This window comes from Variovorax saccharolyticus (assembly GCF_030316765.1).
In the GTDB taxonomy this organism is placed as follows: domain Bacteria; phylum Pseudomonadota; class Gammaproteobacteria; order Burkholderiales; family Burkholderiaceae_C; genus Variovorax; species Variovorax saccharolyticus.
The window spans coordinates 401,385-424,788 of the sequence record NZ_JASZYT010000001.1; the positions used below are offsets into that span (position 1 = coordinate 401,385).

The 23,404-nt window shown below is 68.7% G+C and carries 28 protein-coding genes; 13 read left to right on the plus strand and 15 right to left on the minus strand.

What is annotated here, in order from left to right:
• Positions 1 to 29 precede the first annotated feature (29 nt).
• The gene (locus tag QTI45_RS02020) at positions 30 to 998 is read left to right on the plus strand and encodes a Bug family tripartite tricarboxylate transporter substrate binding protein (RefSeq protein WP_286653335.1); all 969 of its coding nucleotides are present in this window, start codon (positions 30 to 32) and stop codon (positions 996 to 998) included.
• A gap of 1 nt (position 999) precedes the next feature.
• Here the strand turns inward: QTI45_RS02020 and QTI45_RS02025 are convergent, their stop codons facing one another.
• Positions 1,000 to 2,439, minus strand: coding sequence for an N-acetylmuramoyl-L-alanine amidase (locus tag QTI45_RS02025; protein WP_286367090.1), 1,440 nt, complete (start codon positions 2,437 to 2,439; stop codon positions 1,000 to 1,002).
• Entirely contained in the window at positions 2,436 to 2,933 is a 498-nt protein-coding gene (tsaE, locus tag QTI45_RS02030) for a tRNA (adenosine(37)-N6)-threonylcarbamoyltransferase complex ATPase subunit type 1 TsaE (protein WP_286367091.1), read from the minus strand. The genes QTI45_RS02025 and tsaE overlap by 4 nt, the downstream gene beginning before the upstream one ends.
• On the opposite strand from tsaE, the gene queG reads away from it, so the two are divergent.
• Entirely contained in the window at positions 2,919 to 3,989 is a 1,071-nt protein-coding gene (gene queG, locus QTI45_RS02035) for a tRNA epoxyqueuosine(34) reductase QueG (protein ID WP_286653336.1), read from the plus strand. The genes tsaE and queG overlap by 15 nt on opposite strands.
• Here the strand turns inward: queG and QTI45_RS02040 are convergent.
• Together QTI45_RS02040 and QTI45_RS02045 are read right to left on the minus strand one after the other, a co-directional pair.
• Positions 3,976 to 4,410, minus strand: coding sequence for a hypothetical protein (locus QTI45_RS02040; RefSeq protein ID WP_286653337.1), 435 nt, complete (start codon positions 4,408 to 4,410; stop codon positions 3,976 to 3,978). The two genes, queG and QTI45_RS02040, sit on opposite strands and share 14 nt — an antisense overlap.
• A gap of 19 nt (positions 4,411 to 4,429) precedes the next feature.
• Positions 4,430 to 5,335 carry an AEC family transporter gene (locus QTI45_RS02045; protein WP_286653338.1) on the minus strand — a complete coding sequence of 302 codons (906 nt, stop codon included), beginning with the start codon at positions 5,333 to 5,335 and terminating at the stop codon, positions 4,430 to 4,432.
• 102 nt (positions 5,336 to 5,437) lie between these two features.
• Between QTI45_RS02045 and QTI45_RS02050 the strand changes: the two genes are divergently transcribed.
• The 6 genes from QTI45_RS02050 to QTI45_RS02075 all read left to right on the plus strand — a co-directional run bounded on the left by QTI45_RS02050 (position 5,438) and on the right by QTI45_RS02075 (position 10,768).
• Positions 5,438 to 6,412 carry a tripartite tricarboxylate transporter substrate binding protein BugE gene (locus tag QTI45_RS02050; RefSeq protein ID WP_286367095.1) on the plus strand — a complete coding sequence of 325 codons (975 nt, stop codon included), beginning with the start codon at positions 5,438 to 5,440 and terminating at the stop codon, positions 6,410 to 6,412.
• A 67-nt stretch (positions 6,413 to 6,479) separates the two neighbouring features.
• Positions 6,480 to 7,394, plus strand: coding sequence for a site-specific tyrosine recombinase XerD (xerD, locus tag QTI45_RS02055; protein WP_286367096.1), 915 nt, complete (start codon positions 6,480 to 6,482; stop codon positions 7,392 to 7,394).
• A gap of 73 nt (positions 7,395 to 7,467) precedes the next feature.
• A complete protein-coding gene (locus QTI45_RS02060) occupies positions 7,468 to 8,439 on the plus strand; it encodes a Bug family tripartite tricarboxylate transporter substrate binding protein (RefSeq protein WP_286653339.1) in 972 nt (323 codons plus the stop codon).
• Positions 8,440 to 8,481: 42 nt separating this feature from the next.
• Positions 8,482 to 9,045 carry a TetR/AcrR family transcriptional regulator gene (locus QTI45_RS02065; RefSeq protein ID WP_286653340.1) on the plus strand — a complete coding sequence of 188 codons (564 nt, stop codon included), beginning with the start codon at positions 8,482 to 8,484 and terminating at the stop codon, positions 9,043 to 9,045.
• Between the two features lie 89 nt (positions 9,046 to 9,134).
• The gene (locus QTI45_RS02070) at positions 9,135 to 10,268 is read left to right on the plus strand and encodes a thiolase family protein (RefSeq protein ID WP_286653341.1); all 1,134 of its coding nucleotides are present in this window, start codon (positions 9,135 to 9,137) and stop codon (positions 10,266 to 10,268) included.
• 32 nt (positions 10,269 to 10,300) lie between these two features.
• Positions 10,301 to 10,768 (plus strand): MaoC family dehydratase, encoded by a 468-nt coding sequence (locus QTI45_RS02075; RefSeq protein ID WP_286367100.1) that lies wholly within the window; start codon positions 10,301 to 10,303, stop codon positions 10,766 to 10,768.
• 8 nt (positions 10,769 to 10,776) lie between these two features.
• Here the strand turns inward: QTI45_RS02075 and QTI45_RS02080 are convergent, their stop codons facing one another.
• Positions 10,777 to 11,580: a ferritin-like domain-containing protein gene (locus tag QTI45_RS02080; RefSeq protein ID WP_286653342.1), complete on the minus strand. Its 804-nt coding sequence runs from the start codon at positions 11,578 to 11,580 to the stop codon at positions 10,777 to 10,779.
• A 39-nt stretch (positions 11,581 to 11,619) separates the two neighbouring features.
• Between QTI45_RS02080 and QTI45_RS02085 the strand changes: the two genes are divergently transcribed.
• Together QTI45_RS02085 and hslO are read left to right on the plus strand one after the other, a co-directional pair.
• Complete coding sequence (locus QTI45_RS02085; RefSeq protein ID WP_286367102.1) at positions 11,620 to 12,144, plus strand: gamma carbonic anhydrase family protein; 525 nt, start codon at positions 11,620 to 11,622, stop codon at positions 12,142 to 12,144.
• Positions 12,145 to 13,143: an Hsp33 family molecular chaperone HslO gene (gene hslO, locus QTI45_RS02090; RefSeq protein ID WP_286367103.1), complete on the plus strand. Its 999-nt coding sequence runs from the start codon at positions 12,145 to 12,147 to the stop codon at positions 13,141 to 13,143.
• Between the two features lie 7 nt (positions 13,144 to 13,150).
• Here hslO and QTI45_RS02095 read toward each other — a convergent pair whose 3' ends face one another.
• The 9 genes from QTI45_RS02095 to pyrG all read right to left on the minus strand — a co-directional run bounded on the left by QTI45_RS02095 (position 13,151) and on the right by pyrG (position 20,197).
• Positions 13,151 to 13,585 carry a hypothetical protein gene (locus QTI45_RS02095; RefSeq protein WP_286653343.1) on the minus strand — a complete coding sequence of 145 codons (435 nt, stop codon included), beginning with the start codon at positions 13,583 to 13,585 and terminating at the stop codon, positions 13,151 to 13,153.
• A 112-nt stretch (positions 13,586 to 13,697) separates the two neighbouring features.
• On the minus strand, positions 13,698 to 14,288 hold the full coding sequence (locus tag QTI45_RS02100) for an NADPH-dependent FMN reductase (RefSeq protein WP_286653344.1): 591 nt from the start codon (positions 14,286 to 14,288) through the stop codon (positions 13,698 to 13,700).
• Positions 14,285 to 15,280, minus strand: coding sequence for a hypothetical protein (locus tag QTI45_RS02105; protein WP_286653345.1), 996 nt, complete (start codon positions 15,278 to 15,280; stop codon positions 14,285 to 14,287). Before QTI45_RS02105 ends, QTI45_RS02100 begins: the two co-directional genes overlap by 4 nt.
• Complete coding sequence (locus QTI45_RS02110; RefSeq protein WP_286653346.1) at positions 15,277 to 15,777, minus strand: hypothetical protein; 501 nt, start codon at positions 15,775 to 15,777, stop codon at positions 15,277 to 15,279. Before QTI45_RS02110 ends, QTI45_RS02105 begins: the two co-directional genes overlap by 4 nt.
• 8 nt (positions 15,778 to 15,785) lie before the next feature.
• Positions 15,786 to 16,061 carry a cell division protein FtsB gene (gene ftsB, locus QTI45_RS02115; protein WP_286367108.1) on the minus strand — a complete coding sequence of 92 codons (276 nt, stop codon included), beginning with the start codon at positions 16,059 to 16,061 and terminating at the stop codon, positions 15,786 to 15,788.
• A gap of 21 nt (positions 16,062 to 16,082) precedes the next feature.
• Positions 16,083 to 17,366 (minus strand): phosphopyruvate hydratase, encoded by a 1,284-nt coding sequence (gene eno / locus QTI45_RS02120; protein WP_286653347.1) that lies wholly within the window; start codon positions 17,364 to 17,366, stop codon positions 16,083 to 16,085.
• A 19-nt stretch (positions 17,367 to 17,385) separates the two neighbouring features.
• Positions 17,386 to 17,676, minus strand: coding sequence for a DUF1330 domain-containing protein (locus tag QTI45_RS02125; protein WP_286367110.1), 291 nt, complete (start codon positions 17,674 to 17,676; stop codon positions 17,386 to 17,388).
• Entirely contained in the window at positions 17,673 to 18,530 is an 858-nt protein-coding gene (gene kdsA, locus QTI45_RS02130; RefSeq protein WP_286653348.1) for a 3-deoxy-8-phosphooctulonate synthase, read from the minus strand. Before kdsA ends, QTI45_RS02125 begins: the two co-directional genes overlap by 4 nt.
• The gene (gene pyrG, locus QTI45_RS02135) at positions 18,527 to 20,197 is read right to left on the minus strand and encodes a CTP synthase (RefSeq protein ID WP_286367112.1); all 1,671 of its coding nucleotides are present in this window, start codon (positions 20,195 to 20,197) and stop codon (positions 18,527 to 18,529) included. Before pyrG ends, kdsA begins: the two co-directional genes overlap by 4 nt.
• Positions 20,198 to 20,385: 188 nt before the next feature.
• Here pyrG and coaBC point away from each other — a divergent pair, with 188 nt between their 5' ends.
• The 3 genes from coaBC (at position 20,386) to QTI45_RS02150 (ending at position 22,799) form a co-directional block, all read left to right on the plus strand.
• Entirely contained in the window at positions 20,386 to 21,615 is a 1,230-nt protein-coding gene (gene coaBC, locus QTI45_RS02140) for a bifunctional phosphopantothenoylcysteine decarboxylase/phosphopantothenate--cysteine ligase CoaBC (protein WP_286367113.1), read from the plus strand.
• Between the two features lie 38 nt (positions 21,616 to 21,653).
• On the plus strand, positions 21,654 to 22,100 hold the full coding sequence (gene dut / locus QTI45_RS02145) for a dUTP diphosphatase (protein ID WP_286367114.1): 447 nt from the start codon (positions 21,654 to 21,656) through the stop codon (positions 22,098 to 22,100).
• Between the two features lie 204 nt (positions 22,101 to 22,304).
• Positions 22,305 to 22,799: an outer membrane lipoprotein gene (locus tag QTI45_RS02150; RefSeq protein ID WP_286653349.1), complete on the plus strand. Its 495-nt coding sequence runs from the start codon at positions 22,305 to 22,307 to the stop codon at positions 22,797 to 22,799.
• A 66-nt stretch (positions 22,800 to 22,865) separates the two neighbouring features.
• Here QTI45_RS02150 and QTI45_RS02155 read toward each other — a convergent pair whose 3' ends face one another.
• A complete protein-coding gene (locus tag QTI45_RS02155; protein ID WP_286653350.1) occupies positions 22,866 to 23,390 on the minus strand; it encodes an FKBP-type peptidyl-prolyl cis-trans isomerase in 525 nt (174 codons plus the stop codon).
• Positions 23,391 to 23,404: the final 14 nt, after the last annotated feature.

Below are 23,404 nucleotides of genomic sequence, written 5' to 3' on the forward strand. Positions count from 1 at the left end.
TGAAACCTTCCAACTTCCCGGAGACAACAATGAAAAGCTTCCACCTCGGCCTGATCGCCGCCGCCGTTCTGGCTGTTGCACCGCTGTCGGGCCTGGCCCAGTCCTTTCCCGAAAAGCCGATCACCTTCGTCGTTCCGTTCGCGGCCGGCACCGCGACCGACCAGATCGCACGGGCGCTGGGCAACGCCATCACGGCCGAAACGAAGCAGCCGGTGGTGATCGACAACAAGGCCGGCGCCAGCGGCTTCATCGCCTCGCAGCAGGTCGCCAAGGCCGCCGCCGACGGCTACACCGTGCTGATCACCACCAACACCACGCACGCGGCCAACGAACATCTTTTCAAGAAGCTGCCCTACGACCCGGTGAATGACTACGCGCCGGTCGCCGCGCTGGGCAAGGGGGGGCAGATCATGGTGGTGAACCCGGCCTTCCCGGCCAAGACCGTGGCCGAGTTCGTCGCGCTGGCCAAGAAGGAGCCGGGCAAGTACAGCTTCGGCAGCGGCAGTTCGTCGAGCCGCATGGCCGGCGAACTGCTGCAGCAGATGGCCGGCATCCAGCTGCTGCACGTGCCCTACAAGAGCAACACGCTGGCCGTGACCGACCTGCTGGGCGGCCAGATCCACATGATGATCACCGACACCGCCACCGGCCTGCCGCAGGTCAAGGCCGGCAAGCTGCGTGCGCTCGGGGTCTCGAGCGCCAAGCGCTCGCCGCTGGCGCCCGATGTGCCGACCATCGCGGAGGCCGGCGTCAAGGGCTACGAGATGGGCTATTGGTTCGCCGCCTATGCACCGGCGAAGACCTCGCCCGCCGTGGTCAAGCGGCTCAACGAACTGCTCGTGAAGGCCGCCAGGAGCGATGCCGCGAAGGCCGCGTTCTACGAGCCCACCGGCACCGAGGTCTTCACCAGCTCGCCCGAGGAGCTGGCGAAGTTCCAGGCCGGCGAATCGCAGAAATGGGGCCGCATCGTGAAGGCGGCCGGGATCGAGGCCGAGTAGCCTACAGCTGCCGGCTGCGCGCCAGCGGCGGGTTCTGCGCGAAGTAGCGCTCGATGCCGCGCATCAGCGCGTCTGCCAGGTCTTCCTGGTAGGCGACGCTGCGCAGCTTGGCTTCTTCTTCGGGATTGCTGATGAAAGCGGTCTCGACCAGCACGCTCGGGATGTCCGGTGCCTTCAGCACCGCGAAGCCGGCCTGTTCGACGTTCGGCTTGTGCAGGCGCGCGCCGATGCCGCGGATCTCGCCGAGCATCGCGCCGCCGAGCTTCATGCTGTCGTTGATCTGCGCGGTCGTGCTCATGTCGAGCAGCGCGCGCTGCACCTGCACCTCGTGGTTGCCGACATTCACGCCGCCGACCTTGTCGGCCTGGTTCTCCTTGTTGGCGAGCCATCTCGCGGCGCTGCTCGAGGCGCCGCCCTGGCTCAGCGCGAAGACGCTCGCACCGCGGGCGGCGGGCGTGGTGAAGGCATCGGCGTGGATGCTGATGAACAGGTCGGCCTGCACGCGGCGCGCCTTCTGCACGCGCACGCCCAGCGGCACGAAGAAGTCGGCGTCGCGCGTGAGGTAGGCGCGCATCGGGTTGCCGTTGACGCTGCTGGCGTTGATGCGGGTGCGCAGGCGGTGCGCGATCTGAAGCACGATGTCTTTCTCGCGCGTGCCGTTCGAGCCGATCGCGCCGGGGTCCTCGCCGCCGTGGCCCGGATCGAGGGCGACGATGATGATGCGGTCGGTCTGGCTCGGCGTCGCGCCGCGGCTGGCCACGGCGGGCGCAGTCGGCGGCGGGCCGGCCGGCGGCGGTGCCGGCATCGGCAGCGGCCCCACCGGGGCCGATGGCCGGTTGGCCTGGCTGACCGAGACCGGCGGCGTGCCTCCGGCCGGTGGCCGCGCGGCCTGCTGCGCCATCAGGTCGCCGAGCGGATCGGTCGCCCCTGCGGCCGGCGCGGCTGCCGAAGCGGCCGGCGCCCTGGGCGCCTCGCGCATGCGTTCGGAGATCAGGGCCTCGAGCGGGTCGATGGCCTGCTGCGGATACAGGTCGAGCACCAGCCGGTCGCGGTAGGCCGCCACCGGCGCCAGCGAGAACACCTGCGGCGCCACCGCCTGCTTGAGGTCGAACACGATGCGCACCACGCCGGGCGCGAACTGGCCCACGCGCAGCCCGTTGATGAAAGGGTCGTCGGGCTTGATCTTGCCGACCAGCTCGCGCAGCGCCGGGTTGAGGTCGATGCCGGTGATGTCCACCGCCAGCCGCGGCGGGCTGCCGACCACCAGCTGCTGCGAGGCGAGCCGGCCGTCGGACTCGATCGTGACGCGGGTGTAGTCGGCCGCCGGCCACACGCGCACCGCCATGATGGTGGCGCCACGGGCGATCTCGTGCAGGCCCAGCAGCAACGCGACGCTGCCGCCCTGCAGCAGCACGCGGCGCTTCAGTCCGGTCGCCTTCATCCTGCGGCGGCGAGCAGGCGCGCGCCTCGCTCGGTAGGGGCACGCAGCGTCACGGTGCGGGTGTCGTCGGTCATTGCTTCGATTTTAATAGCGAGGTCGGCAAGCGGAATGCGCCCTGCGGCGTTTTCGGGCCACTCGGCCAACTTGAGGCCCGGACCCGCGAAGATGTCACGAAATCCGGCATCCTCCCATTCGCGCGGATCGCTGAAGCGATAGAAGTCGAAGTGGAAGATCGCCAGTCCGTCGGGCGCCTCGTGCGGCTCGACGACCGCGTAGGTCGGGCTCTTGATGCGCCCTGCGATGCCGAGCGCGCGCAGCAGGTGGCGAACGAAGGTGGTCTTGCCGGCGCCGAGGTCGCCCTGCAGCGCGATGAAGGCATCGCGCAGCGCCGGCGAGCGCGCCAGCGCCTGCGCCAGGGCCTCGCAATCGGCCTCGTCGCGCCAGACTTGGGTCGCACTGTGCGTTTCTACAATCGGCAGGTGATCGGCAGCCATCAAATCGTCAACAGGATTCAGGCCTTGGCCCGGGAGCTCGGATTCTCCCAAATCGGCATCGCCGGTGTCGACCTGTCCAGCGCAGAGGCCGGATTGATGCAATGGCTGGCCGAAGGCTTCCATGGCGAGATGCACTACATGGCCGCGCATGGCACGCGCCGCGCGCGGCCGGCCGAGCTGGTGCCGGGCACGGTCTCGGTGATCACGGCGCGCATGGACTACCTGCCCCGCGCCACGCCGGACGACTGGCAGGCGGTCGAGTTCGCGCGGCTCGAGCGGCCCGGCGAGGGCATCGTCTCGCTCTATGCCCGCGGCAGGGACTATCACAAGGTGCTGCGCTCGCGGCTGGCGAAGCTGGCCGAACGCATCGCCGCCGAGGTCGGGCCCTTCGGCCATCGCGCCTTCACCGATTCGGCGCCGGTGCTCGAGGCCGAGCTGGCTTCGCGCAGCGGCCAGGGCTGGCGCGGCAAGCACACGCTGGTGCTCGATCGCGAGGCCGGCTCGATGTTCTTCCTCGGCGAGATTTATGTCGACATGGCGCTGCCGCCCAGCGAGCCGGTGACGCCGCACTGCGGCAGCTGCAGCGCCTGCATCGACATCTGCCCGACGCGCGCGATCATCGCCCCGCATCGGCTCGATGCGCGGCGCTGCATCTCCTACCTGACGATCGAGCATGCCGGCGCGATCCCGCTGGACCTGCGCCCGCTGATCGGCAACCGCATCTATGGCTGCGACGACTGCCAGCTCGCGTGCCCCTGGAACAAGTTCGCCAAGAAGAGCGCGCTGCCCGACTTCGATGCCCGCGACGGGCTCACGGGCCGCCAGCTGGGCGAGCTGTTCGCCTGGACCGAAGCCGACTTCCTGCGCTTCACCGAGGGCAGCCCGATCCGCCGCATCGGCCACGAGCGCTGGCTGCGCAACGTGGCGGTGGCGCTGGGCAATGCGCTGCGCGCGGGCGATCCGGGTGCTCGCGCGGCGCTGGCCACGCGCCGGGCCGACGCCAGTGCGCTGGTGCGCGAGCATGTCGAATGGGCGCTGGCCGTCAGCGCCGGATGATGGCCGAGATCTGGGCCGTGCCGGTGTCCAGTGAGCGCATCGAGCTGAGCCGGATCGATGCGTACTTCAAGACCGGGTTGTTGATCAGCTTGCCGACGAAGTGGCCGTTGAAGCGGGCGTCCCGGCAGCCCCGCGCCACCAGGTCGATCGAGGCGTTGGCCGGCGTGATGTAGTCCATGCTCGAACCGGTCAGCGTGCAGGCCGCCTCGGGCACCGCGCCTCGGACGGCGCCATCGAATTCGATCTGCAAGGTGCCGGCGAACACCTCGGGGGGGCCCTGGGCGCCGGTGTCCTGCTGGGTGACGAAGAACAGGAACGAGCCGCTCCAGGCGCCCTGGTAGTGCAAGTACTCCTGTGCCTGCGACTGCGCGACCATCGTCGATGACGATACGGCGGCAGCGACCAGCAGGGAAAAGCGCATCGGTGGATCCTAGCGGGTCCTAGCGAATCAAGGCCAGCGCGAAGGGCAGGCTGGCGACGCCCAGCAGCGTCGACAGCGTCACAAGTCCCGCGACATAGGGTCCGTTGTAGCCCATGCGGGCCGCCAGCACGTAGGCGCTGGACGCGGTCGGGACCGCCGCGAAGGTCAGCAGCACCGCGGCCTGGGCCGGGTGCAGCTGCAGCACCACCGCGAGGCCCCATCCGATCAGCGGCAGCAGCAGGTGCCTGATCGTCAGCACCGACACCGCCAGCACCTTGCCGCGTGCGATGGTCGCGAACTGCATGCCGGCACCTGCAGCCATCAGGCCGAGCGCCAGCGATGCGGCGCCGATGCGGATCAGCGTCGGCTCGAGCCAGCCCGGCACGCGGAGGCCGAGCAGGTTGGCGACGAGGCCGGACACGGTGGCGATGATCAGCGGATTGCGCAGCAGCTGGCGCGCCAGGCCGGTCTGCGCGTGGCGCGTCATGGGCCAGACCGCGGCGATGTTGAACATCGGCACGCAGACGCCGATCAGCACCGCGATCATCAGCAGGCCCTCGGGCCCGGCGACCCGGTCGGCCAGCGCCAGGCAGATGAAGGAGTTGAAGCGGAACGCGATCTGCGCGCTGGCCGCGTGGTCCCGGCGATCGATGTGCGGCCCGACGAGCGGCAGGAAGGGCAGGGCGTAGGCCAGCGCGATGCCGCACAGCCCGACGCCGACACCCGCGGTCAGCAGGTTCGAGGTCGCGCCGAAGTCGAGCGGGCTGCGCACGATCGAGTGGAACAGCAGCACCGGAAAAAGGAAGTAGTACACCAGGCTCTCGACCTGGTCCCAGACCCGGCGGTCCAGTGGGGTGTAGCGGCATAGCAGCCAGCCGCAGGCGATGAGGGAGAAGTCGGGGAAGAGGAGCTGGGCATAGTTCACGCGTCGAGGATATCCGTCCCCGACATGGGTTATCCACGTGGTCGCGACCGGCGCCAGCCGTTAGCATCCGCACTTTTGACAATCGGCCCAAGGAGGCTATCAATGCATCGTCGTCAATGGAGTGCGCTCGCAGGCGCTGCCGCGCTGTGTGCGGTCGCAGGTTCCAGCTGGGCGCAGGCTTACCCCAACAGGCCGGTGGAACTGCAGGTGCCGTTCGCACCCGGCGGTACCACGGACATCGTCGCGCGCGTCATTTCCGAGCCGCTCGGCAAGGCGCTGGGGCAGAGCGTGGTCGTGATCAACAAGGCCGGCGGCGGCGGCATCGTCGGCGCCGCCGAGACCGCGCGGGCCGCACCCGACGGCTACAAGCTCGGCGTCGCCACGGTGTCGAGCACCGCCGCCAACCCGGCCATCAACCCCAAGGTGCCCTACGATCCGATCAACGACTTCACGCCGATCGTGAACATCGCGGCGACGCCGAACATCATCGCGGTGCACCCGAGCTTCCCGGCCAAGAACTACGCCGAGTTCGTCGCCGAACTCAAGAAGAACCCGGGCAAGTACTCGTACGCCTCTTCGGGCACCGGCGGCATCGGCCACCTGCTGATGGAGCTGTACAAGAGCCTGACCAACACCTTCGTGACCCACATCCCGTACCGCGGCGCCGGACCGGCGCTCAACGACGTGGTGGCCGGACAGGTGGCGATCATGTTCGACAACATCCCGTCGGCGCTGCCCTTCATCCAGACCGGCAAGCTGGTGCCGATCGTGGTGTCGGCGCCGCAGCGCCTGGCCGCGCTGCCGAACGTGCCGACCTTCAAGGAGGTCGGCCTGGAACCGGTCAACCGCATGGCCTACTACGGCATCCTGGGCCCCAAGGGCCTGCCGAAGGAAGTGGTCGACAAGGTCAACGCCGGCGTCAAGAAGTCGGTCGAGGACCCGGCGGTGCGCAAGCGCATCGAGGACACCGGTTCGCTGGTCGTGGCCAACACGCCCGAGCAGTTCGCGGCCCAGATCAAGGCCGAGTACGAGGTCTACAAGCAGGTCGTGGCGAAGCAGAAGCTGAAGCTGGACTGAACACGTTCAAGCGAGCGAGCAGCCGCCCCGGTTCGGGGCGGCTTTTCTTTTTGCTATCTTGCAAGGCATGACAGAGGCCACCGACGCTCCACCCGAGACTCCCGAGATCGACGATTTCGTCGACGCGCTGTGGCTCGAGGACGGCCTGTCGAAGAACACGCTGGCGGCCTACCGCCGCGATCTCGCGCTGTTCGCCCAGTGGCTGCACGCCAAGCGCAGCAAGCCGCTGAACGCCGCGCTCGAGAGCGACCTGCAGGCCTACATGGGCGCGCGCCTGTCGGACAAGGGCAAGGCGACCTCGGCCAACCGCCGGCTCACGGTGTTCAAGCGCTACTACCGCTGGGCCCTGCGCGAGCACCGCATCGCCGCCGACCCGAGCCTGCGCCTGGCGCCGGCGCGGCAGATGCCGCGCGCGATCAAGACCCTGTCGGAGAAGCAGGTCGACGACCTGCTGGGTGCGCCCGAGGTCGAGACGCCGCTGGGCCTGCGCGACCGCGCGATGCTCGAGCTGATGTATGCGAGCGGCCTGCGGGTCAGCGAACTGGTCGCGCTCAAGGTCTTCGACATGAGCCTCAACGACGGCGTGCTGCGGGTGCTCGGCAAGGGCAGCAAGGAGCGGCTGGTCCCTTTCGGCGGCGAGGCGCGGCGCTGGATCGAGCGCTACCTCGAGGAGGCCCGCCCGCTGATCCTCGATGGCCAGCAGACGCCCGACCTGTTCGTGACCGCGCGCGGCGCCGGCATGACCCGCGTGATGTTCTGGATCATCGTCAAGAAGAACGCGCTGGCGGCGGGCATCCACGTGCCGCTGTCGCCGCACACGCTGCGCCACGCCTTCGCGACCCATCTGCTGAACCATGGCGCCGACCTGCGCGCGGTGCAGTTGCTGCTGGGCCATGCCGACATCTCGACCACCACGATCTACACCCATGTGGCCCGCGAGCGGCTCAAGCAGATGCACGCCAAGCATCATCCCAGGGGCTGAACTCCCCGCGAGGCGCCGGCGGCGGCAGAATGCCCGCATCGACATTTCAAAGCACAAAGCAGGAGCCGCATCGATGCCCTTGACCGTCCGCCCCCGTTCCCTTGCCGCCGCGCTCGGCCTCGTCCTGCTGAGCGCCACCGCGTCGGCGCAGGTGGTGCCCAAGACCATCCGCCTCGTGGTGGCCTATCCGTCCGGCGGTGTCAGCGACGTGGTGGCGCGGGCGCTGGCCGACAAGCTGGCCGCGCAGCTGGGCAGCACGCTGGTGGTCGAGAACAAGGCCGGCGCGAGCGGCACCATCGGCATGGACGCGGTGGCCAAGGCGGCGCCCGACGGCGCCACGCTGGGCTTCTCGGCCAGCCCGCTGGTGCTGAATCCGCATCTGGGGCGTTCGCCCTTCGATCCCTTGAAGGACATCGCGCCGGTCGCCAGCGTGATGTATTCGCCGGTGCTGCTGATGGCAACGCCGGCGACCGGCACGCGCGACCTGCGCAGCCTGCTCGACGATGCCCGCGCCCGCCCCGGCGCGGTGCGCTGGGCCACCTCGGGCCAGGCCTCGCTCGGCCACATCGTGCTCGAGGAGCTGCGTTCCGCCGCCAAGGTCGACATCACGCACATCCCGTACAAGGGCGGCGGCCAGCAGCTCAACGACGCGCTCGGCGGCCAGTTCGAGGTGCTGTCCACCAACGCGGGGCCGACCGTCTCGGCCCAGATCCAGGCCGGCAAGCTGCGGCCGCTGGCGGTCGGGGCGCCGGCGCGCCTCGAGAGCCTGCCCAAGGTCGCCACGCTGGCCGAACTCGGTTTCCCGGCGGCCAACCTGTCGTCGCAGTTCGGCGTCTTCGCGCCGGCCGGCACGCCGGCGATCCTGATCGAGAAGTACAACGTCGAGATCAACAAGGCGCTGGCCAGTCCCGACCTGCGCGCCAAGCTGCTGGCCACCGACAACGTGCCGACCGGAGGCAAGGCCGATGCCTTCGCCGCCGAGATCGCGAGCGAGTATGAGAACAATGGGCGGATCGTGAAGGCGGCCGGCATCAAGGCCGATTGATGTCGGCTTGATTTCCGGATCACCCTACCTTATAGTAGGTAGATGATTGCAGCCAACACCCTGGCCGGCGCCACCACCCGCGAGCAGATCCTGCGGGTGGCGCGCGAACTGATCCAGACCCGTTCCTATCTGGGCTTCAGCTTCCAGGACGTGGCCGACCAGGTCGGCATCCGCAAGGCCAGCCTCTATCACCACTTCCCGACCAAGGAAGCGCTCGGCATCGAAGTGCTGCGCGAGGCGACCCAGGCCTTCAAGGACTGGACCGCTGCCAAGCCGCGGGCGCCCGGGGCCGCGCTCGAGTCCTACTTCCGGATGTACCGCAACGGCTTGCATGCGGGTGCCGGCGTCTGCCCCGCGGGCGCACTGGCGCCAGGCTGGGATTGCATCGACGAGGACCTGCGGCGCGCCGTGCGCGACCTGCGAAACACGCAGATCCTGTGGCTGGGCGGCGTGCTCGGCGCCCTGATGCCCGCTGGCGAGGTCGGTGCGAGCGCCGCCTATGTCTTCGCCGCCTGCCAGGGCGCGCTGCTGTCGGCGCGCATGACCGGGCAGGTCGAGGATTTCGACGAGGCCATCGAGCAACTGAATCTTTCGCTCGCGCGCTGAGTCGCGCAGCTTTCCGCGGCACGCCTGGCGTGCCATTTTTTGGCAAACTAAAACTACCTATTGGTTGGTAGTCAATTGGAGCAAGACCCATGAAGGCCGTCATCACCGGATATGCACGTTCCCCGTTCCACTTCGCGAAGAAGGGCGCCTTGGCCGAGCTGCGCCCCGACACGCTGGCCGCGCAGGTGGTCGGCGGCCTGCTGAAGCGCAGCGACCTCGACCCGGCCCTGATCGAGGACCTGATCCTCGGCTGCGCCTACCCCGAGGCGGCGCAAGGCAACAACCTGGCGCGCATCGTGGGCCTGCTGGCGGGGCTGCCGCACGAGGTTGGCGGCATGACGGTGAACCGCTTCTGCGGCTCTTCGATGCAGGCGGTGCACATCGCGGCGGCGCAGATCGAGGCCGGCATGGGCGAGGCCTTCCTGTGCGTCGGCGTGGAATCGATGACCATGGTGCCGCAGGGCGGCTTCAACTTCTCGCCCAACCCCGAACTGCTGGCCGGCACTGACGCCTACATCTCGATGGGCGAGACCGCGGAGAACGTCGCCGCGCGCTGGAACGTGAGCCGCGCCGACCAGGAGGCCTTGGCGGTGCAGTCGCATCGCAAGGCGGCCGAGGCGCGCGAACAGGGCCGGCTGGCCGACGAGATCATCCCGGTCGCCTTGCCCGACGGCGGGCGCGTGAGCGCCGACGGCTGCATCCGCCCCGCCACGTCGGCCGACGCCCTGGCGGCGCTGCGGCCCGCGTTCCGGCCGGATGGTGTGGTGACTGCCGGCACCTCCTCGCCGCTGACGGACGGCGCCGCGGCGCTGCTGGTCACCAGCGATGCGTTTGCCGCCCGCCACGGCCTGCAGGCCCTGGCCCGCATCAAGTCTTTCGCCTCGGTGGGTGTCGATCCCGCCGTGATGGGCATCGGGCCGATCCCGGCCACGCGCAAGGCGCTGGCGCGCGCCAGCCTCACGGTGGCCGACCTCGACGTGATCGAGATCAACGAGGCCTTCTCGTCGCAGGCGCTGGCCTGCATCCGCGAGCTGGGGCTCGATCCGGCGAAGGTCAATCTCGATGGCGGCGGCCTGGCGATCGGCCATCCTCTGGGCGCCACCGGCGCGCGCATCACGGGCAAGGCGGCTTCCCTGCTGGTGCGCGAGAACGGACGTTATGCGCTTGCCACGCAGTGCATCGGCGGCGGACAGGGGATTGCGACGATCCTCGAGCGCGTCTGACAATGGCGCATTCAACCACCGCGGAAATCGCCATGCCCGAATCCAGCCCCTCGACGCCGAAGCTGTACCTCGAAGACCTCGCGCCCGGCGATCGCTTCACGAGCGGCGAGCATGCGCTGGACGCGGCGCAGATCATCGATTTCGCGACCCGCTTCGACCCCCAGCCCTTCCACCTGGACCCGGAGGCGGCGCAGCGCACCTTCTTCCAGGGCCTCGCGGCCAGCGGCTGGCACACGGCGGCGATCACCATGAAGCTGCTGGTCGAGAGCGGCATGCCGCTGGCCGACGGCGTGATCGGCTCGGGCGGGGAACTCAGCTGGCCGAAGCCGACCCGGCCGGGCGATGTGCTGCATGTGGAGAGCGAGGTGGTGGAAGTCGTTCCCTCGCGCTCGCGTCCGGAGCGCGGCATGGTGCTGATGCGCTGCGAGACCCTCAACCAGCGCGGCGAGGTGCTGCAGCGCTTCTCGCCGAAGCTGGTGGTGTCGAAGCGGCCTGCGTAGCGGGCGCTTCAGCCCTGCTGCAGGTTCAGCAGCTCCTCGGCGGTGAAGCCGGCCAGGGCGCGGGCCTCGAGGTTGAAGGGCGCCCGCAGGCGTGGCGCCTCGTGCCGGCGGTAGAGCACGCGGTAGTGGGCGATCGGATCGAGCCCGTCGCGCTCGCAGAGCCAGCGGTACCAGCGGTTGCCGATCGCCACGTGGCCGACCTCGTCGCGCAGGATGATGTCGAGGATGTCGCAGGCCGCCAGCGCATCGGGCGAGCCGACGCGGCGCAGCTTGGCCTGGATCAGCGGCGTCGCGTCGAGCCCGCGCGCCTCCAGCGTGCGCGGCACCAGCGCCATCCGGGCCACGATGTCGTCGCCGGTCTTCTCGCACATGGCCCACAGGCCGTCGTGGCCGCTGAAGTCGCCGTAGGCGTGGCCCATGCTGCGCAGGTGGGCGTGGAGCAGCGTGAAGTGCAGGGCTTCCTCGTCGGCCACGCGCAGCCAGTCGCGGTAGTAGGCCTCGGGCATGCCGTCGAAGCGCCAGGCGGCATCGAGCGCCAGGTTGATGGCGTTGAATTCGATGTGGCAGATCGAATGGATCAGCGCCGCCCGGCCTTCGGGCGTGAAGGGCGATCGCTTCTCGACCGCGGTCGCCGACACCCGCAGCGGTCGCTCGGGCCGGCCCGGCACGCCGTCGTCGTCGCCGGCCACGCGCAGCGTGGGGCCGGCGATCGCGTCCGGGCCGAGTTCCGCGACCAGCGTCCGGGTGGCGGCCACCTTGAGTTCGGGATCGGCGAGGCGCAGCGCGGCCAGGGCGCGAAGACGGGGATGCATCCCTACAATTCTAGTTTTCGTTCCTTTGGAGACACTGCGATGGCCCTCTATGAACTCGACGGCGTGGCGCCGCAACTCGGCGATGGCGCCTGGGTCGCCGACAGCGCACAGGTCATCGGCAACGTGGTGCTGGGCGAGAACGCCAGCGTCTGGTTCGGGGTCGTGCTGCGCGGTGACACCGACAAGCTCAGCATCGGCCGCAACACCAACATCCAGGATCTCTCGATGCTGCATGCCGATGCCGGCGTTCCGCTGACGATCGGCGACAACGTCACCATCGGCCACCAGGTCATGCTGCACGGCTGCACGATCGGCGACAACACGCTGATCGGAATCCAGGCGGTGGTCTTGAATAACGCCAGGATCGGCCGCAATTCGATCGTTGGCGCCGGCAGCGTCGTGACCGAGGGAAAGGAATTCCCCGACAACTCGCTGATCTTCGGCTCGCCGGCCAAGGTGGTGCGCACGCTCGACGAGGCGGCCGTCGCCAAGCTGCGGCTGAACGCCGATCACTATGTTGGAAACGCCCGTCGCTTTGCGAAGGGCCTGAAAAAGATCGCTTGAATGTCCGAGTTGCACAAGTTCCTGTTCGACGGCATGCCGGTGCGCGGCATGATCGTTCGCCTGACCGACGCCTGGCAGGAGATCCTCGCGCGGCGCGCGTCCAACACCGCCACCGGTGCCTATCCGCAACCAGTGGCCGAACTGCTGGGCGAGATGACGGCCGCGGCCACGCTGATGCAGGCCAACATCAAGTTCAATGGCGCGCTGATCCTGCAGATCTTCGGCGACGGGCCGGTCAAGATCGCGGTCGCCGAGGCCCGGCCCGACCTGAGCCTGCGCGCCACCGCCAAGGTGGCGGGCGAGCTGCCGGCCGATGCCCGGCTGCCGGAGATGGTCAATGTCGGCAACAAGGGCCGCTGCGCGATCACGCTCGATCCCAAGGACAAGCTGCCGGGCCAGCAGCCCTACCAGGGCGTGGTTCCGCTGTTCGGTGACCGCGGCGAGAAGCTCGAGCGCCTCAACGAGGTGCTGCAGCACTACATGCTGCAGAGCGAGCAGCTCGACACCACCCTGGTGCTGGCGGCCGACGACAAGGTGGCGGCGGGCCTGTTGATCCAGCGCCTGCCGGTGAAGGGCGAGGGCAATCTCGAGGGCAGCTCGGCCAGCGACCGCGACCAGGCCAACGAGGACCAGATCGGCCGCAACGAGGACTACAACCGGATCTCGATCCTGGCTTCGAGCCTCACCCGGGACGAGTTGCTGACGCTCGATGTCGACACCATCCTCAGGCGCCTGTTCTGGGAAGAGAAGCTGCTGCGCTTCGAGCCGCAGGCCGGCCTGCTGGGCCCGCAGTTCGCCTGCACCTGTGGCCGGAACCGCGTTGCGAACATGATTCGAGGCCTTGGCCAGGAGGAGGCCGAGGGCATCCTCGCCGAGCGCGGCGACATCGAGGTCGGCTGCGATTTCTGCGGCAAGCAGTACCGCTTCGATGCCGTCGATGCGGCGCAGATCTTCACCGCGCCGGGCGACCAGATGCCGGGCAGCGCGGTGGTCCAGTAGCGCGCGCTCAGCGCGTCGTCGACATCACCGTCGCGCGGCAGCGGCCTTGCTCGCGCGGCGCGAGCAGGCTGCAGTTGTCGAGGGCGCGCTGCTGCATGTCGCTCAGCCGCGGACGTCCCTGGGGCTGGCCCTGGTAGTAGTTCGGGCCGTAGCTGACCGGCGGCGGCGGCGGATAGTAGCCCGGCGCCGGACGGTAATAGACCGGCGGCGGTGGCGGCGCGTAGTAGACGGGTGGCGCCGGCTGGTAATACACGGGCGGTGCCGGCTGGTAATACACCGGCGGCGGGTTCACGTAGACCGGTTGCGGCTCTTCGTAGACGGGGCCGCCGACGCCGATCGAAAAGTTCACCTCGGCATGGGCGGCAGCGCCCAGCAAGAGGGCTGCTGCGGCGATGGCGGCCAAGCCGGACCGTTGGACGAACGCAGCGCGATGAAAGCTCAAGGATGTCTCCGGAAGATGGGCGAAAGCGCCTGAGACATTCTCAACGTTTCATGCACCGGCCCGGTGGACCCTGGTGACGTTTTGTGACCTGCCCGCAGGCGCGTCGCCGCGGTTAGTAGGGCGGCGACTTGCGCGCCCGCTGGGCTCGCGCCGCCTCGGTCCACCAGGCCAGGTCGTCGGCGAAGCGGCCGAAGGCACGGTCGAGCGCCTCGCCGGCGGCGCCGGTCGGCCTGGCGCCGGCGTCGAGCGTCTGCGAGATCGGGCCGACCGCCAGCGTGCTGGACACCACCACCATGCCCATCTCCGACAGGATGGAATGCCACACCGTGCCCGCGCGCACGCCGGAGAAACGGCCGGCCGAATAGCTGGCGATGGCGGCGGGACGCCAGAACCATTCCTCCAGGAAATGGTCGGTCAGGTTCTTCAGGCCGGGTTGCGGTCCCCAGTTGTATTCGCCGGTCACGAAGACGAAGGCGTCGGCGCCGCGGATTTTCTCCGCCAGGGCTTCCAGCCCGGCCGGCGCGCCGCCCTTGGGGTACTCCTTGTACATGCGGTCGAGCATCGGCAGGCCGATCGCCTTGGCGTCGATCAGTTCGGCGTCGGCGCCGCGCGCCCGGAGGCCGGCGACCAGGTAGTCGGCGAGGCGGATGCCCATCCGGTCCGACCGGTACGAGCCGTAGAACACCAGAATCCTGTCGCTCATCGAAGAGTCTCCTTGGGCCGTGGCCCCGAGTCCGTCTCGAACCCGCTGAACCGGATGTCCGGCGCGCTCGTGTTGTGCCGCGACGGCACGCTGCGCCCGAAGCGCAGCTGCGCCGCCTCGAGCCGGGCCACCGAAGGCAGGTCCCTGCGCTGCGGGGGCGAGGAGGGCGTGGCCCGCCAGCTCACTTCGGCGACGTCGGCATTGTCGGCGGCTACATACATCGAGCGCAGCACCGCGAAGGGCCGCTCGCCGCGCGTCGGAGGGCGCAGCCACACATCGAGCGCGGTGCGGGCCTCGCTGATCTCGGCGACTTTCACGTCGGCACGGCCGCCGGCTGCGAAGCGCAGGACCAAGGCGAGCGGATTCGTCCGGACCTCGATCGAGGCGATGTTCACCACCGGCCGGCCGTCCGTCTCCACCGGCCCCATGAGGACCGAAGAGCCGTACACGCCGTCGCCGAAGCGCGCCGGCGGCAAGGGCTTGAGCCGCCAGTAGCCGTCGGCCGGATACAGCACCAGCGCTTCGCGCGGCTTGGCGCCGGGCTTCCTGGCGAAGACCTGCAGCAGGTGGATGTCGTCCTCGGTGCGCGCGCCGACCTTGACCGGCACCCGGTGCGGACGCCAGAAGGTAGGCAGCGTGATGCCGACGATCAGCCAGTCCTTGCCCTCGTGCAGCACCACCCGGCGCGGCTCGAAGGCGTGGCTCGGATCGGTGGGGTGGCTGGCGCCGTCGAAATTGCAGCCCGAGAAATCGGGTGCGGTGTGGTCGACCTCTATGCGGCCGAGGTAGGTCGGCTGCAGCGCCTCGACGCGGAAGCGCGCGATGCCCCGGCCGCGCAGCACCATCGACACGTTGTCCTCCTCGGCGCAGGCGGTCGGCCGGGTCTGGTTCTCGACGCTGACGGTGGCCGGCCCCGCGGTGGCAGCGATGCCGAACCAGCAGGCCGCGGCGGCGCAGCAGGCCCGGCGCACGAAGGCGGGGCGGACCATCATGAAGCGCTGCCGGCGTCGACGCGCCGGCGCAGCAGATCGGTGAAGAGCCGGTGCTCGCAAACCGGGTCGGAGCACTTGTCGCAGTCGAAGGGCGCGATGCGGCGAGGAGCCTCGGGCGCTTCCAGGCCCAGCGCCCGCAGTGCGTTGGCCAGGCGCTCGTCGCCCTGGCCATGGATCACTGCGAAGGGAAGGCCGGCGCCTGCGAGCGCGGCGCGCAGCAGCGCGTCGGTGCGTTCGCACTGCGCGTCGGCACGCGCATCGAGCCCGACGAGCAGCGTGCAGGCGTGGCGTCGGTGCGCATTCAGTGCGTCGTCGTGCAGGGAGCGATCGCCCTGCCTCAGCTCGCGATCGATCGCGTGCCGCAGCGGGGTGTCGTCCAGCACGGTCACATGCCGGGCCTGCAGCCGGATCGCCAGCGCGCGGGCCAGTGTCGATGCGCCGCTGCCGTCGGCGCCGAGCACCGAGACCGTGCTGCCAGCGGGAAGGGCTTGCCTCATGGCCGCCCTCAGCGCGTGATCTGCACGAACACTTCGTTGGGCTTGACCATCCCGAGCTCCTGGCGGGCCCGTTCCTCGACCATCTCGAGTCCTTCCTTGAGGTCGTTGACCTCGGAGGACAGGCGCTCGTTGCCGATCGCCGCCTTGGCGTTGGCCTCCTTCTGGTCGGCCAGCTTCTCCTGGAGCTGCGCGACGTCGCGCACGCTGCCGCGCCCGGTCCAGAGCTGCCACTGGAGAATCAGCAGCAACAGGACCAGGATGATCGGGACGATGCGTGAGCGCATGGCGCCGGATCCGCGCGAGGACTAGCGCAGGTTGTAGAAGGCGCCGCGGCCCGGGTAGAAAGCGACGTCGCCGAGGTCTTCCTCGATGCGCAGCAGCTGGTTGTACTTGGCGATGCGGTCCGAGCGCGACAGCGAGCCGGTCTTGATCTGGCCGGCATTGGTGCCGACCGCGATGTCGGCGATGGTGCTGTCTTCGGTCTCGCCCGAGCGGTGGCTGATCACGGCGGTGTAGCCGGCGCGCTTGGCCATCTCGATCGCCGCGAAGGTCTCGGTCAGGGTGCCGATCTGGTTGATCTTGATCAGGATCGAGTTGGCGATGCCCTTGTCGATGCCCTCTTGCAGGATCTTGGTGTTGGTGACGAACAGGTCGTCGCCGACCAGCTGCACGCGCTTGCCGAGGCGCTCGGTCAGGTGCTTCCAGCCGTCCCAGTCGCCTTCGTGCATGCCGTCCTCGATGCTGATGATCGGGTACTTGTCGACCCAGCTCGCCAGCATGTCGGTCCAGCTCTCGGCCGTGAGGCTGAGGTTCTCGCCGGACAGCACGTACTTGCCGTCCTTGTAGAACTCGCTGGCGGCGCAGTCCAGGCCCAGGGCGATCTGCTCGCCGGCCACGTACCCGGCCTTGTCGATGGCCTCGAGGATCAGCTGGATGGCCGCCTCATGGCTCTCGACGCTGGGCGCGAAGCCGCCTTCGTCGCCCACGGCCGTGCTGATGCCGCGGTCGCCGAGGATCTTCTTGAGCGCATGGAACACCTCGGCGCCGTAGCGCACCGATTCGCGGAAGCTCTTGGCGCCCACGGGGATGATCATGAACTCCTGCAGGTCGAGGCTGTTGTTGGCGTGGGCGCCGCCGTTGATGACGTTCATCATCGGCACCGGCAGCTGCATGCCGCCCATGCCTCCGAAGTAGCGGTACAGCGGCAGGCCCGACTCTTCGGCCGCGGCGCGGGCCACGGCCATCGACACCGCGAGGGTGGCGTTGGCGCCCAGGCGGGCCTTGTTCTCGGTGCCGTCGAGGTCGAGCAGCGTGCGGTCCAGGAAGGCCTGCTCGCTGGCGTCGAGGCCGAGCACCGACTCGGAGATCTCGGTGTTGATGTTCTCGACCGCCTTGAGCACTCCCTTGCCCAGGTAGCGGCCCTTGTCGCCGTCGCGCAGCTCGATGGCTTCGCGCGAACCGGTCGAGGCGCCCGAGGGCACGGCGGCGCGGCCCATGGTGCCCGATTCGAGCAGCACGTCGCATTCGACGGTGGGATTGCCGCGGCTGTCGAGGATTTCGCGGCCGACGATGTCTACGATTGCACTCATCTTTGCTCTTTCTTCAGGATCAAATACCTTCGACGACGATCATTCGCATGACCGCCGCGCCCTGGCGCGCCGCGCGCGCCTTGCCGTACTCGGGCGAGTCGTTGAATTTCTTCGCTTGTTCCACGCTCGGGAACTTGAGGATCACGATGCGCTGGGGGTGCCAGTCGCCCTCGAGCACCTCGACCTGGCCGCCGCGCACGCAGACTTCGGCGCCATGGACCTTCATGGCTTCGGAGGACCACTTCTTGTAGTCCTCGTACTGCGCCGGGTTGGTGACCTCGACGTTGGCGATGATGTAGGCACTGGTCATTGGTTGAATACGTCTTCCAGGAAAGCGTTCTTCTTGGCGACCGTGTCGAGCGCCACCAGCGTCTCGAGCAGCGCCTTCATGTGCTTGAGCGGCACGGCGTTGGGGCCGTCGCTCAAGGCCTTGGCGGGATCCGGATGGGTTTCCATGAAGAGTCCCGCCACGCCGACCGCGACCGCGGCGCGCGACAGCACCGGCACCATCTCGCGCTGGCCGCCCGAGCTGGTGCCCTGGCCGCCCGGCAGCTGCACCGAGTGCGTGGCGTCGAACACCACGGGGGCGCCGGTCTCGCGCATGATCGCCAGCGAGCGCATGTCGGAGACCAGGTTGTTGTAGCCGAAGCTGGCGCCGCGTTCGCAGGCCATGAAGCTGTCTTCGGGCAGGCCCTTTTCCTTCGCCGCCGCGCGCGCCTTGTCGATCACGTTCTTCATGTCGTGCGGCGCGAGGAACTGGCCCTTCTTGATGTTGACCGGCTTGCCCGACTGCGCCACGGCGCGGATGAAGTCGGTCTGGCGGCACAGGAAGGCCGGCGTCTGAAGAACATCGACCACCTTCGCCGCCGCCGTGATGTCTTCTTCGTTGTGGACGTCGGTCAGCACCGGCAGGCCGAGCTCGCGCTTGACCTTGGCCAGAATCTCGAGGCCCTTGTCGCGGCCCGGGCCGCGGAAGCTGGTGCCCGACGAGCGGTTGGCCTTGTCGAAGCTGCTCTTGAAGATGAAGGGGATGCCGAGCGAGGAGGTGATCTCCTTCAGCGCGCCGGCGGTGTCCATCTGAAGCTGCTCGGACTCGACGACGCAGGGTCCCGCGATCAGGAAAAACGGTTGCTTCAGCCCGATGTCGAATCCGCAGAGTTTCATGCAACCACCTTCAATGCCTTCTTGTCCGCGCCCTGATGCTCGAGCGCCGCCTTGATGAATGCGTTGAACAACGGATGACCACTCCAAGGCGTGGACTTGAATTCGGGGTGGAACTGCACGCCCATGAACCACGGATGCACGCTCTGCGGCAGTTCGACGATCTCGGTCAGGTGCTCGCGCTGCGTCAGGGCCGAGATCACCAGGCCGGCACGGCGCAGTTCGTCCAGGTAGTTGACGTTGGCTTCGTAGCGATGGCGGTGCCGCTCGGTCACGACGTCGCCGTAGATGCTGTGAGCCAGCGTGCCGGGCGAGACATCGGAGCTCTGCGCGCCCAGGCGCATGGTGCCGCCGAGGTCGGACTTCTCGTCGCGGGTCTTGACCGTGCCGTCGGCGTCTTTCCACTCGGTGATCAGCGCGATCACGGGGGTCGGCGTCTCGGGATCGAACTCGGTGCTGTTGGCATTCTTGAGGCCGGCCACGTTGCGGGCGTACTCGATGGTCGCGACCTGCATGCCCAGGCAGATGCCGAGGTAGGGCACCTTGGTCTCGCGGGCGAAGCGCGCCGCCGCGATCTTGCCCTCGACGCCGCGCTGGCCGAAGCCGCCGGGAACCAGCACGGCGTCGTACTTGCCGAGCCGGGCCACGTCCTCGCGCGTGATGGTTTCGGAGTCGATGTAGTCGATCTTCACGCGCGCATGGTTCTTCATGCCGGCGTGACGCAGCGCCTCGTTGAGCGACTTGTAGCTGTCGGACAGGTCGACGTACTTGCCGACCATGGCGATCGTGACTTCCTTCTGGGGATGCTCGACCTCGTACACCAGGTCGTCCCAGCGGGTGAGCTTGGCCGGCGGCGTGTTGATGCGCAGCTTGTCGCAGATCAGCCCGTCGAGGCCCTGCTCGTGCAGCATGCGCGGCACCTTGTAGATGGTGTCGACGTCCCACATCGAGATCACGCCCCATTCGGGCACGTTCGAGAACAGCGAGATCTTGGCCCGCTCGTCGTCGGGGATCGGCCGGTCGGCGCGGCACAGCAGGGCGTCGGCCTGGATGCCGATGGCGCGCAGTTCCTTGGCCGTGTGCTGGGTCGGCTTGGTCTTGAGCTCGCCGGCCGCGGCGATCCACGGCACGTAGCTCAGGTGCACGAAGGCCGAGTTGTTCGGGCCCATGCGCAGGCTCATCTGGCGCACCGCCTCGAGGAAGGGCAGCGACTCGATGTCGCCGACCGTGCCGCCGATCTCGACGATCGCGACATCGACCTCGTGGGCGGTGCCGATGCCGGCGCCGCGCTTGACGTATTCCTGGATCTCGTTGGTGATGTGCGGGATCACCTGCACCGTCTTGCCGAGGTAGTCGCCGCGGCGCTCTTTCTCGAGCACGGACTTGTAGATCTGGCCGGTGGTGAAATTGTTGGCACGGCGCATGCGCGTCGTGATGAAGCGCTCGTAGTGGCCGAGGTCGAGGTCGGTCTCGGCACCGTCGTCGGTGACGAACACCTCGCCATGCTGGAACGGCGACATCGTGCCGGGGTCGACATTGATGTACGGATCGAGCTTGATGAGGGTGACTTTGAGGCCGCGGGATTCAAGGATGGCGGCGAGCGAGGCGGAGGCGATTCCCTTGCCCAGGGAAGACACCACACCGCCGGTGACGAAGACGAATTTGGTCATGCCAGTTCCGGACGCAGATCCGGGAAGTGGGAAATGTCGATTATAGGCGCGGCACTGCTCGCCCCCCGAAGGCTTGCCGCACTTCGTGTCGGCAAGCCCTCCCCCCGACCGGGGGGCGGGCCGGCCGCTTGGGGCGGCCCGGCGCGGCGGCCCTCTGGCCTTGAGCCTTGGCGCCTTAAACTCTGCCGATGCAACAAGAACTTGGCGGCAAACACATCGTCCTGGGCCTCACGGGGGGCATCGCCTGCTACAAGTCGGCCGAGTTGTGCCGGCTGCTGGTCAAGGCCGGCGCCACGGTGCAGGTGGTCATGACCGAGGCGGCCGAGCAGTTCATCACCCCGGTGACGATGCAGGCGCTCTCGGGCCGCCCGGTGTACGGCTCGCAGTGGGATGCGCGCGAGCCCAACAACATGCCGCACATCAACCTGAGCCGCGAGGCCGATGCGATCCTGCTGGCGCCGGCCAGTGCCGATTTCATCGCCCGGCTGGTGCAGGGCCGCTCCGACGAACTGCTGAGCCTGCTGTGCCTGGCGCGGCCGGCCGAGCGGGTGCCGCTCCTGATCGCGCCCGCCATGAACCGCGAGATGTGGATCCACCCGGCGACCCAGCGCAACCTGCGCCAGGTCGATGCCGACGGCGCCCGCGTGCTGGGCGTCGGCAACGGCTGGCAGGCCTGCGGCGAGACCGGCGACGGCCGCATGCTCGAGGCGCAGCAGCTGCTCGAGGAGGTGATCGCCCAGTTCCAGCCCAAGGTGCTGGCCGGCCGGCATGTGGTCGTGACGGCCGGGCCGACCTTCGAGGCACTCGATCCGATCCGCGGCATCACCAACCATTCGTCCGGCAAAATGGGCTTCTCGATCGCCCGCGCCGCGCGGGATGCCGGCGCCGAAGTCACGCTGGTGGCCGGGCCTGTGCACCTGCCGACGCCGCGCGGCGTCCGGCGGGTCGACGTGCTGTCGGCCCGGGACATGCTCGAAGCCACCCTGCAAGCCACCCGATCGGCTTCCATCTTCATCGCCACGGCGGCGGTCGCCGACTGGCGCCCGGCTTCGCACAGCGAGCAGAAGATCAAGAAGGACGGCAGCGGCAAGCCGCCGGTGCTGGAGTTCGTCGAGAACGACGACATCCTGCTGACCGTCGCCCAGGGCGCCCGCGCCAAGGCCGGCCAGCTGTTCTGCGTCGGCTTCGCGGCCGAGAGCGAGAATCTCGAAGCCCATGCCAAGGCCAAGCGCGAGCGCAAGGGCATTCCGCTCCTGGTCGGCAACATCGGCCCGCTGACCTTCGGCCAGGACGACAACAGCCTGCTGCTGGTCGATGCCCACGGCGTGCGCGAGCTGCCGCGCGCGCCCAAGCTCAGCCTGGCGCGCGACCTGGTGGCCGAGATCGCGGCCCGCATTCCTTCCGCCGGCTCGCGCTGAGCCGGCTCGTTTCCATCCCACGCAACAGGTCACACGAATTGAAAGTAGACGTTCGCATCCTCGATCCCCGCATGCAGGACCAACTGCCTGCCTATGCCACGCCCGGCAGCGCCGGACTGGACCTCCGGGCCTGCCTCGACGCACCCATCACGCTGGAGCCCAACGGCTGGCAGCTGGTGGGCACCGGCATCGCCATCCACCTGGCCGACCCGGGCTTCGCGGCGATGATCCTGCCGCGCTCGGGGCTGGGCCACAAGCACGGCATCGTGCTCGGCAACCTGGTCGGCCTGATCGATTCGGACTACCAGGGCGAGCTCAAGATCAGCGCCTGGAACCGCAGCGACACGCCCTTCGTGCTGCAGCCGATGGAGCGGCTGGCCCAGCTCGTGATCGTGCCGGTGGTGCAGGCGCGCTTCAACGTGGTGGCCGAGTTTCCGCCCAGCGAACGCGGCGAGGGCGGCTACGGCTCCACCGGCAAGCATTGATTCGCCTGCCGGACTGGCCGACCGGCCTGTAGGCCGGCGCCTTCAGCGATGTGAATATGTTGCTCACACGTAAAGACCGGAACCGGCGATGGTCTTTGCTGTCGAATCGACCACCATCGTTTCCAGGTCATCCAGCGCGCGTGTGCCGCGTTGAACACCTGTTCGGCGGCCAAAGGGCGCGCCGTCATTGAGGAGCAGAACACCATGAAGATCCCGACTCGTTTCGTTTCCGTCAGCGCCTGCGTGCTGGCACTTGCCGCGCTGACCGCCTGCGTCGCGCCCGCGCCGGTCTACCAGACCAGCCGCTATCCCTACCAGCCGGTACAGCCGATGCCGCAGCAGGGCGCCTATGTCGAATACGGCCGGGTGGCGAACATCGAGGTTCTGCGCAGCGAAAGCGCGGGCACCGGCACCAGCGGCGGCGGTGCCGTGGCCGGCGGCGTGGTGGGTGGCCTGCTGGGCAACCAGATCGGCGGCGGCAGCGGCCGCACGGCGGCCACCGTGGCCGGCGTGGTGGGCGGTGCGCTGCTGGGCAACGCCATCGAAGGCCGCAACAACGCGCCGCGCGTCTATGAGAGCTACCGGGTGTCGGTTCAGACCGACAACGGCGGCTACCGCGCCTTCGACGTGCCGAGCCCGGGCGACCTGCGCATCGGCGATCGCGTGCGCATCGACAACGGCCAGATCTCGCGCTTCTGATCCTTGCGCGACCCGTGAAAAAGCCGGGCGGGGCCCGGCTTTTTTTGGCCTGCGCGAAGCGCAGGGTCAGTGCAGCAGGTCGTTGCCCGGCGCGGTGGCCGGCACCTTGAAGAAACCCGTCCCCGCGGAACCGCGGCCGACCTCTTCCTCGGTCGCCTCGCGCACCGATTTCACCGTCATGTCGAGCCGGATCGCGATGCCCGCCAGCGGATGGTTGCCGTCCAGCACCAGGTGCTCGGGATAGATCTCGCTGACGGTGTAGAGCACATCCTTGGGCATGTCGGGGTTCACGCCATTGGGCAGTGCGGAGCCGTCGAAGGTCATGCCTTCCTCGGTCTCGGCCGGGAACAGCGAGCGCGGCTCGAGGAAGAGCAGCTGGTCGTTGAAGTCGCCGAAGGCCTGTTCGGGCTCGAGTTGCAGTTGCACGCGGGCGCCGGGCTCGTGGCCGAGCAGGACGGCCTCGATGGCATCGAAGAGGTCTTCGCCGCCGACCAGGAACTCCACCGGGTCGTCGAGTACGTCAAGGACCTCGCCCAACGTGTCTTTGATTGTCCAGGTCAGGCCGACCACGCATTGTTCAGTGATTTCCATCGCACAATTCTCCC

Bases quoted from the DNA above. Each gene is read 5' to 3' on its own strand.
- pyrG (WP_286367112.1), bottom strand. From the start codon at position 20,197: ATGACCAAATTCGTCTTCGTCACCGGCGGTGTGGTGTCTTCCCTGGGC.
- QTI45_RS02125 (WP_286367110.1), bottom strand. From the start codon at position 17,676: ATGACCAGTGCCTACATCATCGCCAACGTCGAGGTCACCAACCCGGCG.
- QTI45_RS02110 (WP_286653346.1), bottom strand. From the start codon at position 15,777: ATGAGGCAAGCCCTTCCCGCTGGCAGCACGGTCTCGGTGCTCGGCGCC.
- QTI45_RS02105 (WP_286653345.1), bottom strand. From the start codon at position 15,280: ATGATGGTCCGCCCCGCCTTCGTGCGCCGGGCCTGCTGCGCCGCCGCG.
- QTI45_RS02075 (WP_286367100.1), top strand. From the start codon at position 10,301: ATGCCCGAATCCAGCCCCTCGACGCCGAAGCTGTACCTCGAAGACCTC.
- kdsA (WP_286653348.1), bottom strand. From the start codon at position 18,530: ATGAAACTCTGCGGATTCGACATCGGGCTGAAGCAACCGTTTTTCCTG.
- eno (WP_286653347.1), bottom strand. From the start codon at position 17,366: ATGAGTGCAATCGTAGACATCGTCGGCCGCGAAATCCTCGACAGCCGC.
- QTI45_RS02150 (WP_286653349.1), top strand. From the start codon at position 22,305: ATGAAGATCCCGACTCGTTTCGTTTCCGTCAGCGCCTGCGTGCTGGCA.
- tsaE (WP_286367091.1), bottom strand. From the start codon at position 2,933: ATGGCTGCCGATCACCTGCCGATTGTAGAAACGCACAGTGCGACCCAA.
- QTI45_RS02070 (WP_286653341.1), top strand. From the start codon at position 9,135: ATGAAGGCCGTCATCACCGGATATGCACGTTCCCCGTTCCACTTCGCG.
- QTI45_RS02065 (WP_286653340.1), top strand. From the start codon at position 8,482: ATGATTGCAGCCAACACCCTGGCCGGCGCCACCACCCGCGAGCAGATC.
- hslO (WP_286367103.1), top strand. From the start codon at position 12,145: ATGTCCGAGTTGCACAAGTTCCTGTTCGACGGCATGCCGGTGCGCGGC.
- QTI45_RS02050 (WP_286367095.1), top strand. From the start codon at position 5,438: ATGCATCGTCGTCAATGGAGTGCGCTCGCAGGCGCTGCCGCGCTGTGT.
- coaBC (WP_286367113.1), top strand. From the start codon at position 20,386: ATGCAACAAGAACTTGGCGGCAAACACATCGTCCTGGGCCTCACGGGG.
- QTI45_RS02040 (WP_286653337.1), bottom strand. From the start codon at position 4,410: ATGCGCTTTTCCCTGCTGGTCGCTGCCGCCGTATCGTCATCGACGATG.
- ftsB (WP_286367108.1), bottom strand. From the start codon at position 16,061: ATGCGCTCACGCATCGTCCCGATCATCCTGGTCCTGTTGCTGCTGATT.
- QTI45_RS02025 (WP_286367090.1), bottom strand. From the start codon at position 2,439: ATGAAGGCGACCGGACTGAAGCGCCGCGTGCTGCTGCAGGGCGGCAGC.
- xerD (WP_286367096.1), top strand. From the start codon at position 6,480: ATGACAGAGGCCACCGACGCTCCACCCGAGACTCCCGAGATCGACGAT.
- QTI45_RS02060 (WP_286653339.1), top strand. From the start codon at position 7,468: ATGCCCTTGACCGTCCGCCCCCGTTCCCTTGCCGCCGCGCTCGGCCTC.
- QTI45_RS02100 (WP_286653344.1), bottom strand. From the start codon at position 14,288: ATGAGCGACAGGATTCTGGTGTTCTACGGCTCGTACCGGTCGGACCGG.
- QTI45_RS02020 (WP_286653335.1), top strand. From the start codon at position 30: ATGAAAAGCTTCCACCTCGGCCTGATCGCCGCCGCCGTTCTGGCTGTT.
- QTI45_RS02085 (WP_286367102.1), top strand. From the start codon at position 11,620: ATGGCCCTCTATGAACTCGACGGCGTGGCGCCGCAACTCGGCGATGGC.
- QTI45_RS02080 (WP_286653342.1), bottom strand. From the start codon at position 11,580: ATGCATCCCCGTCTTCGCGCCCTGGCCGCGCTGCGCCTCGCCGATCCC.
- QTI45_RS02155 (WP_286653350.1), bottom strand. From the start codon at position 23,390: ATGGAAATCACTGAACAATGCGTGGTCGGCCTGACCTGGACAATCAAA.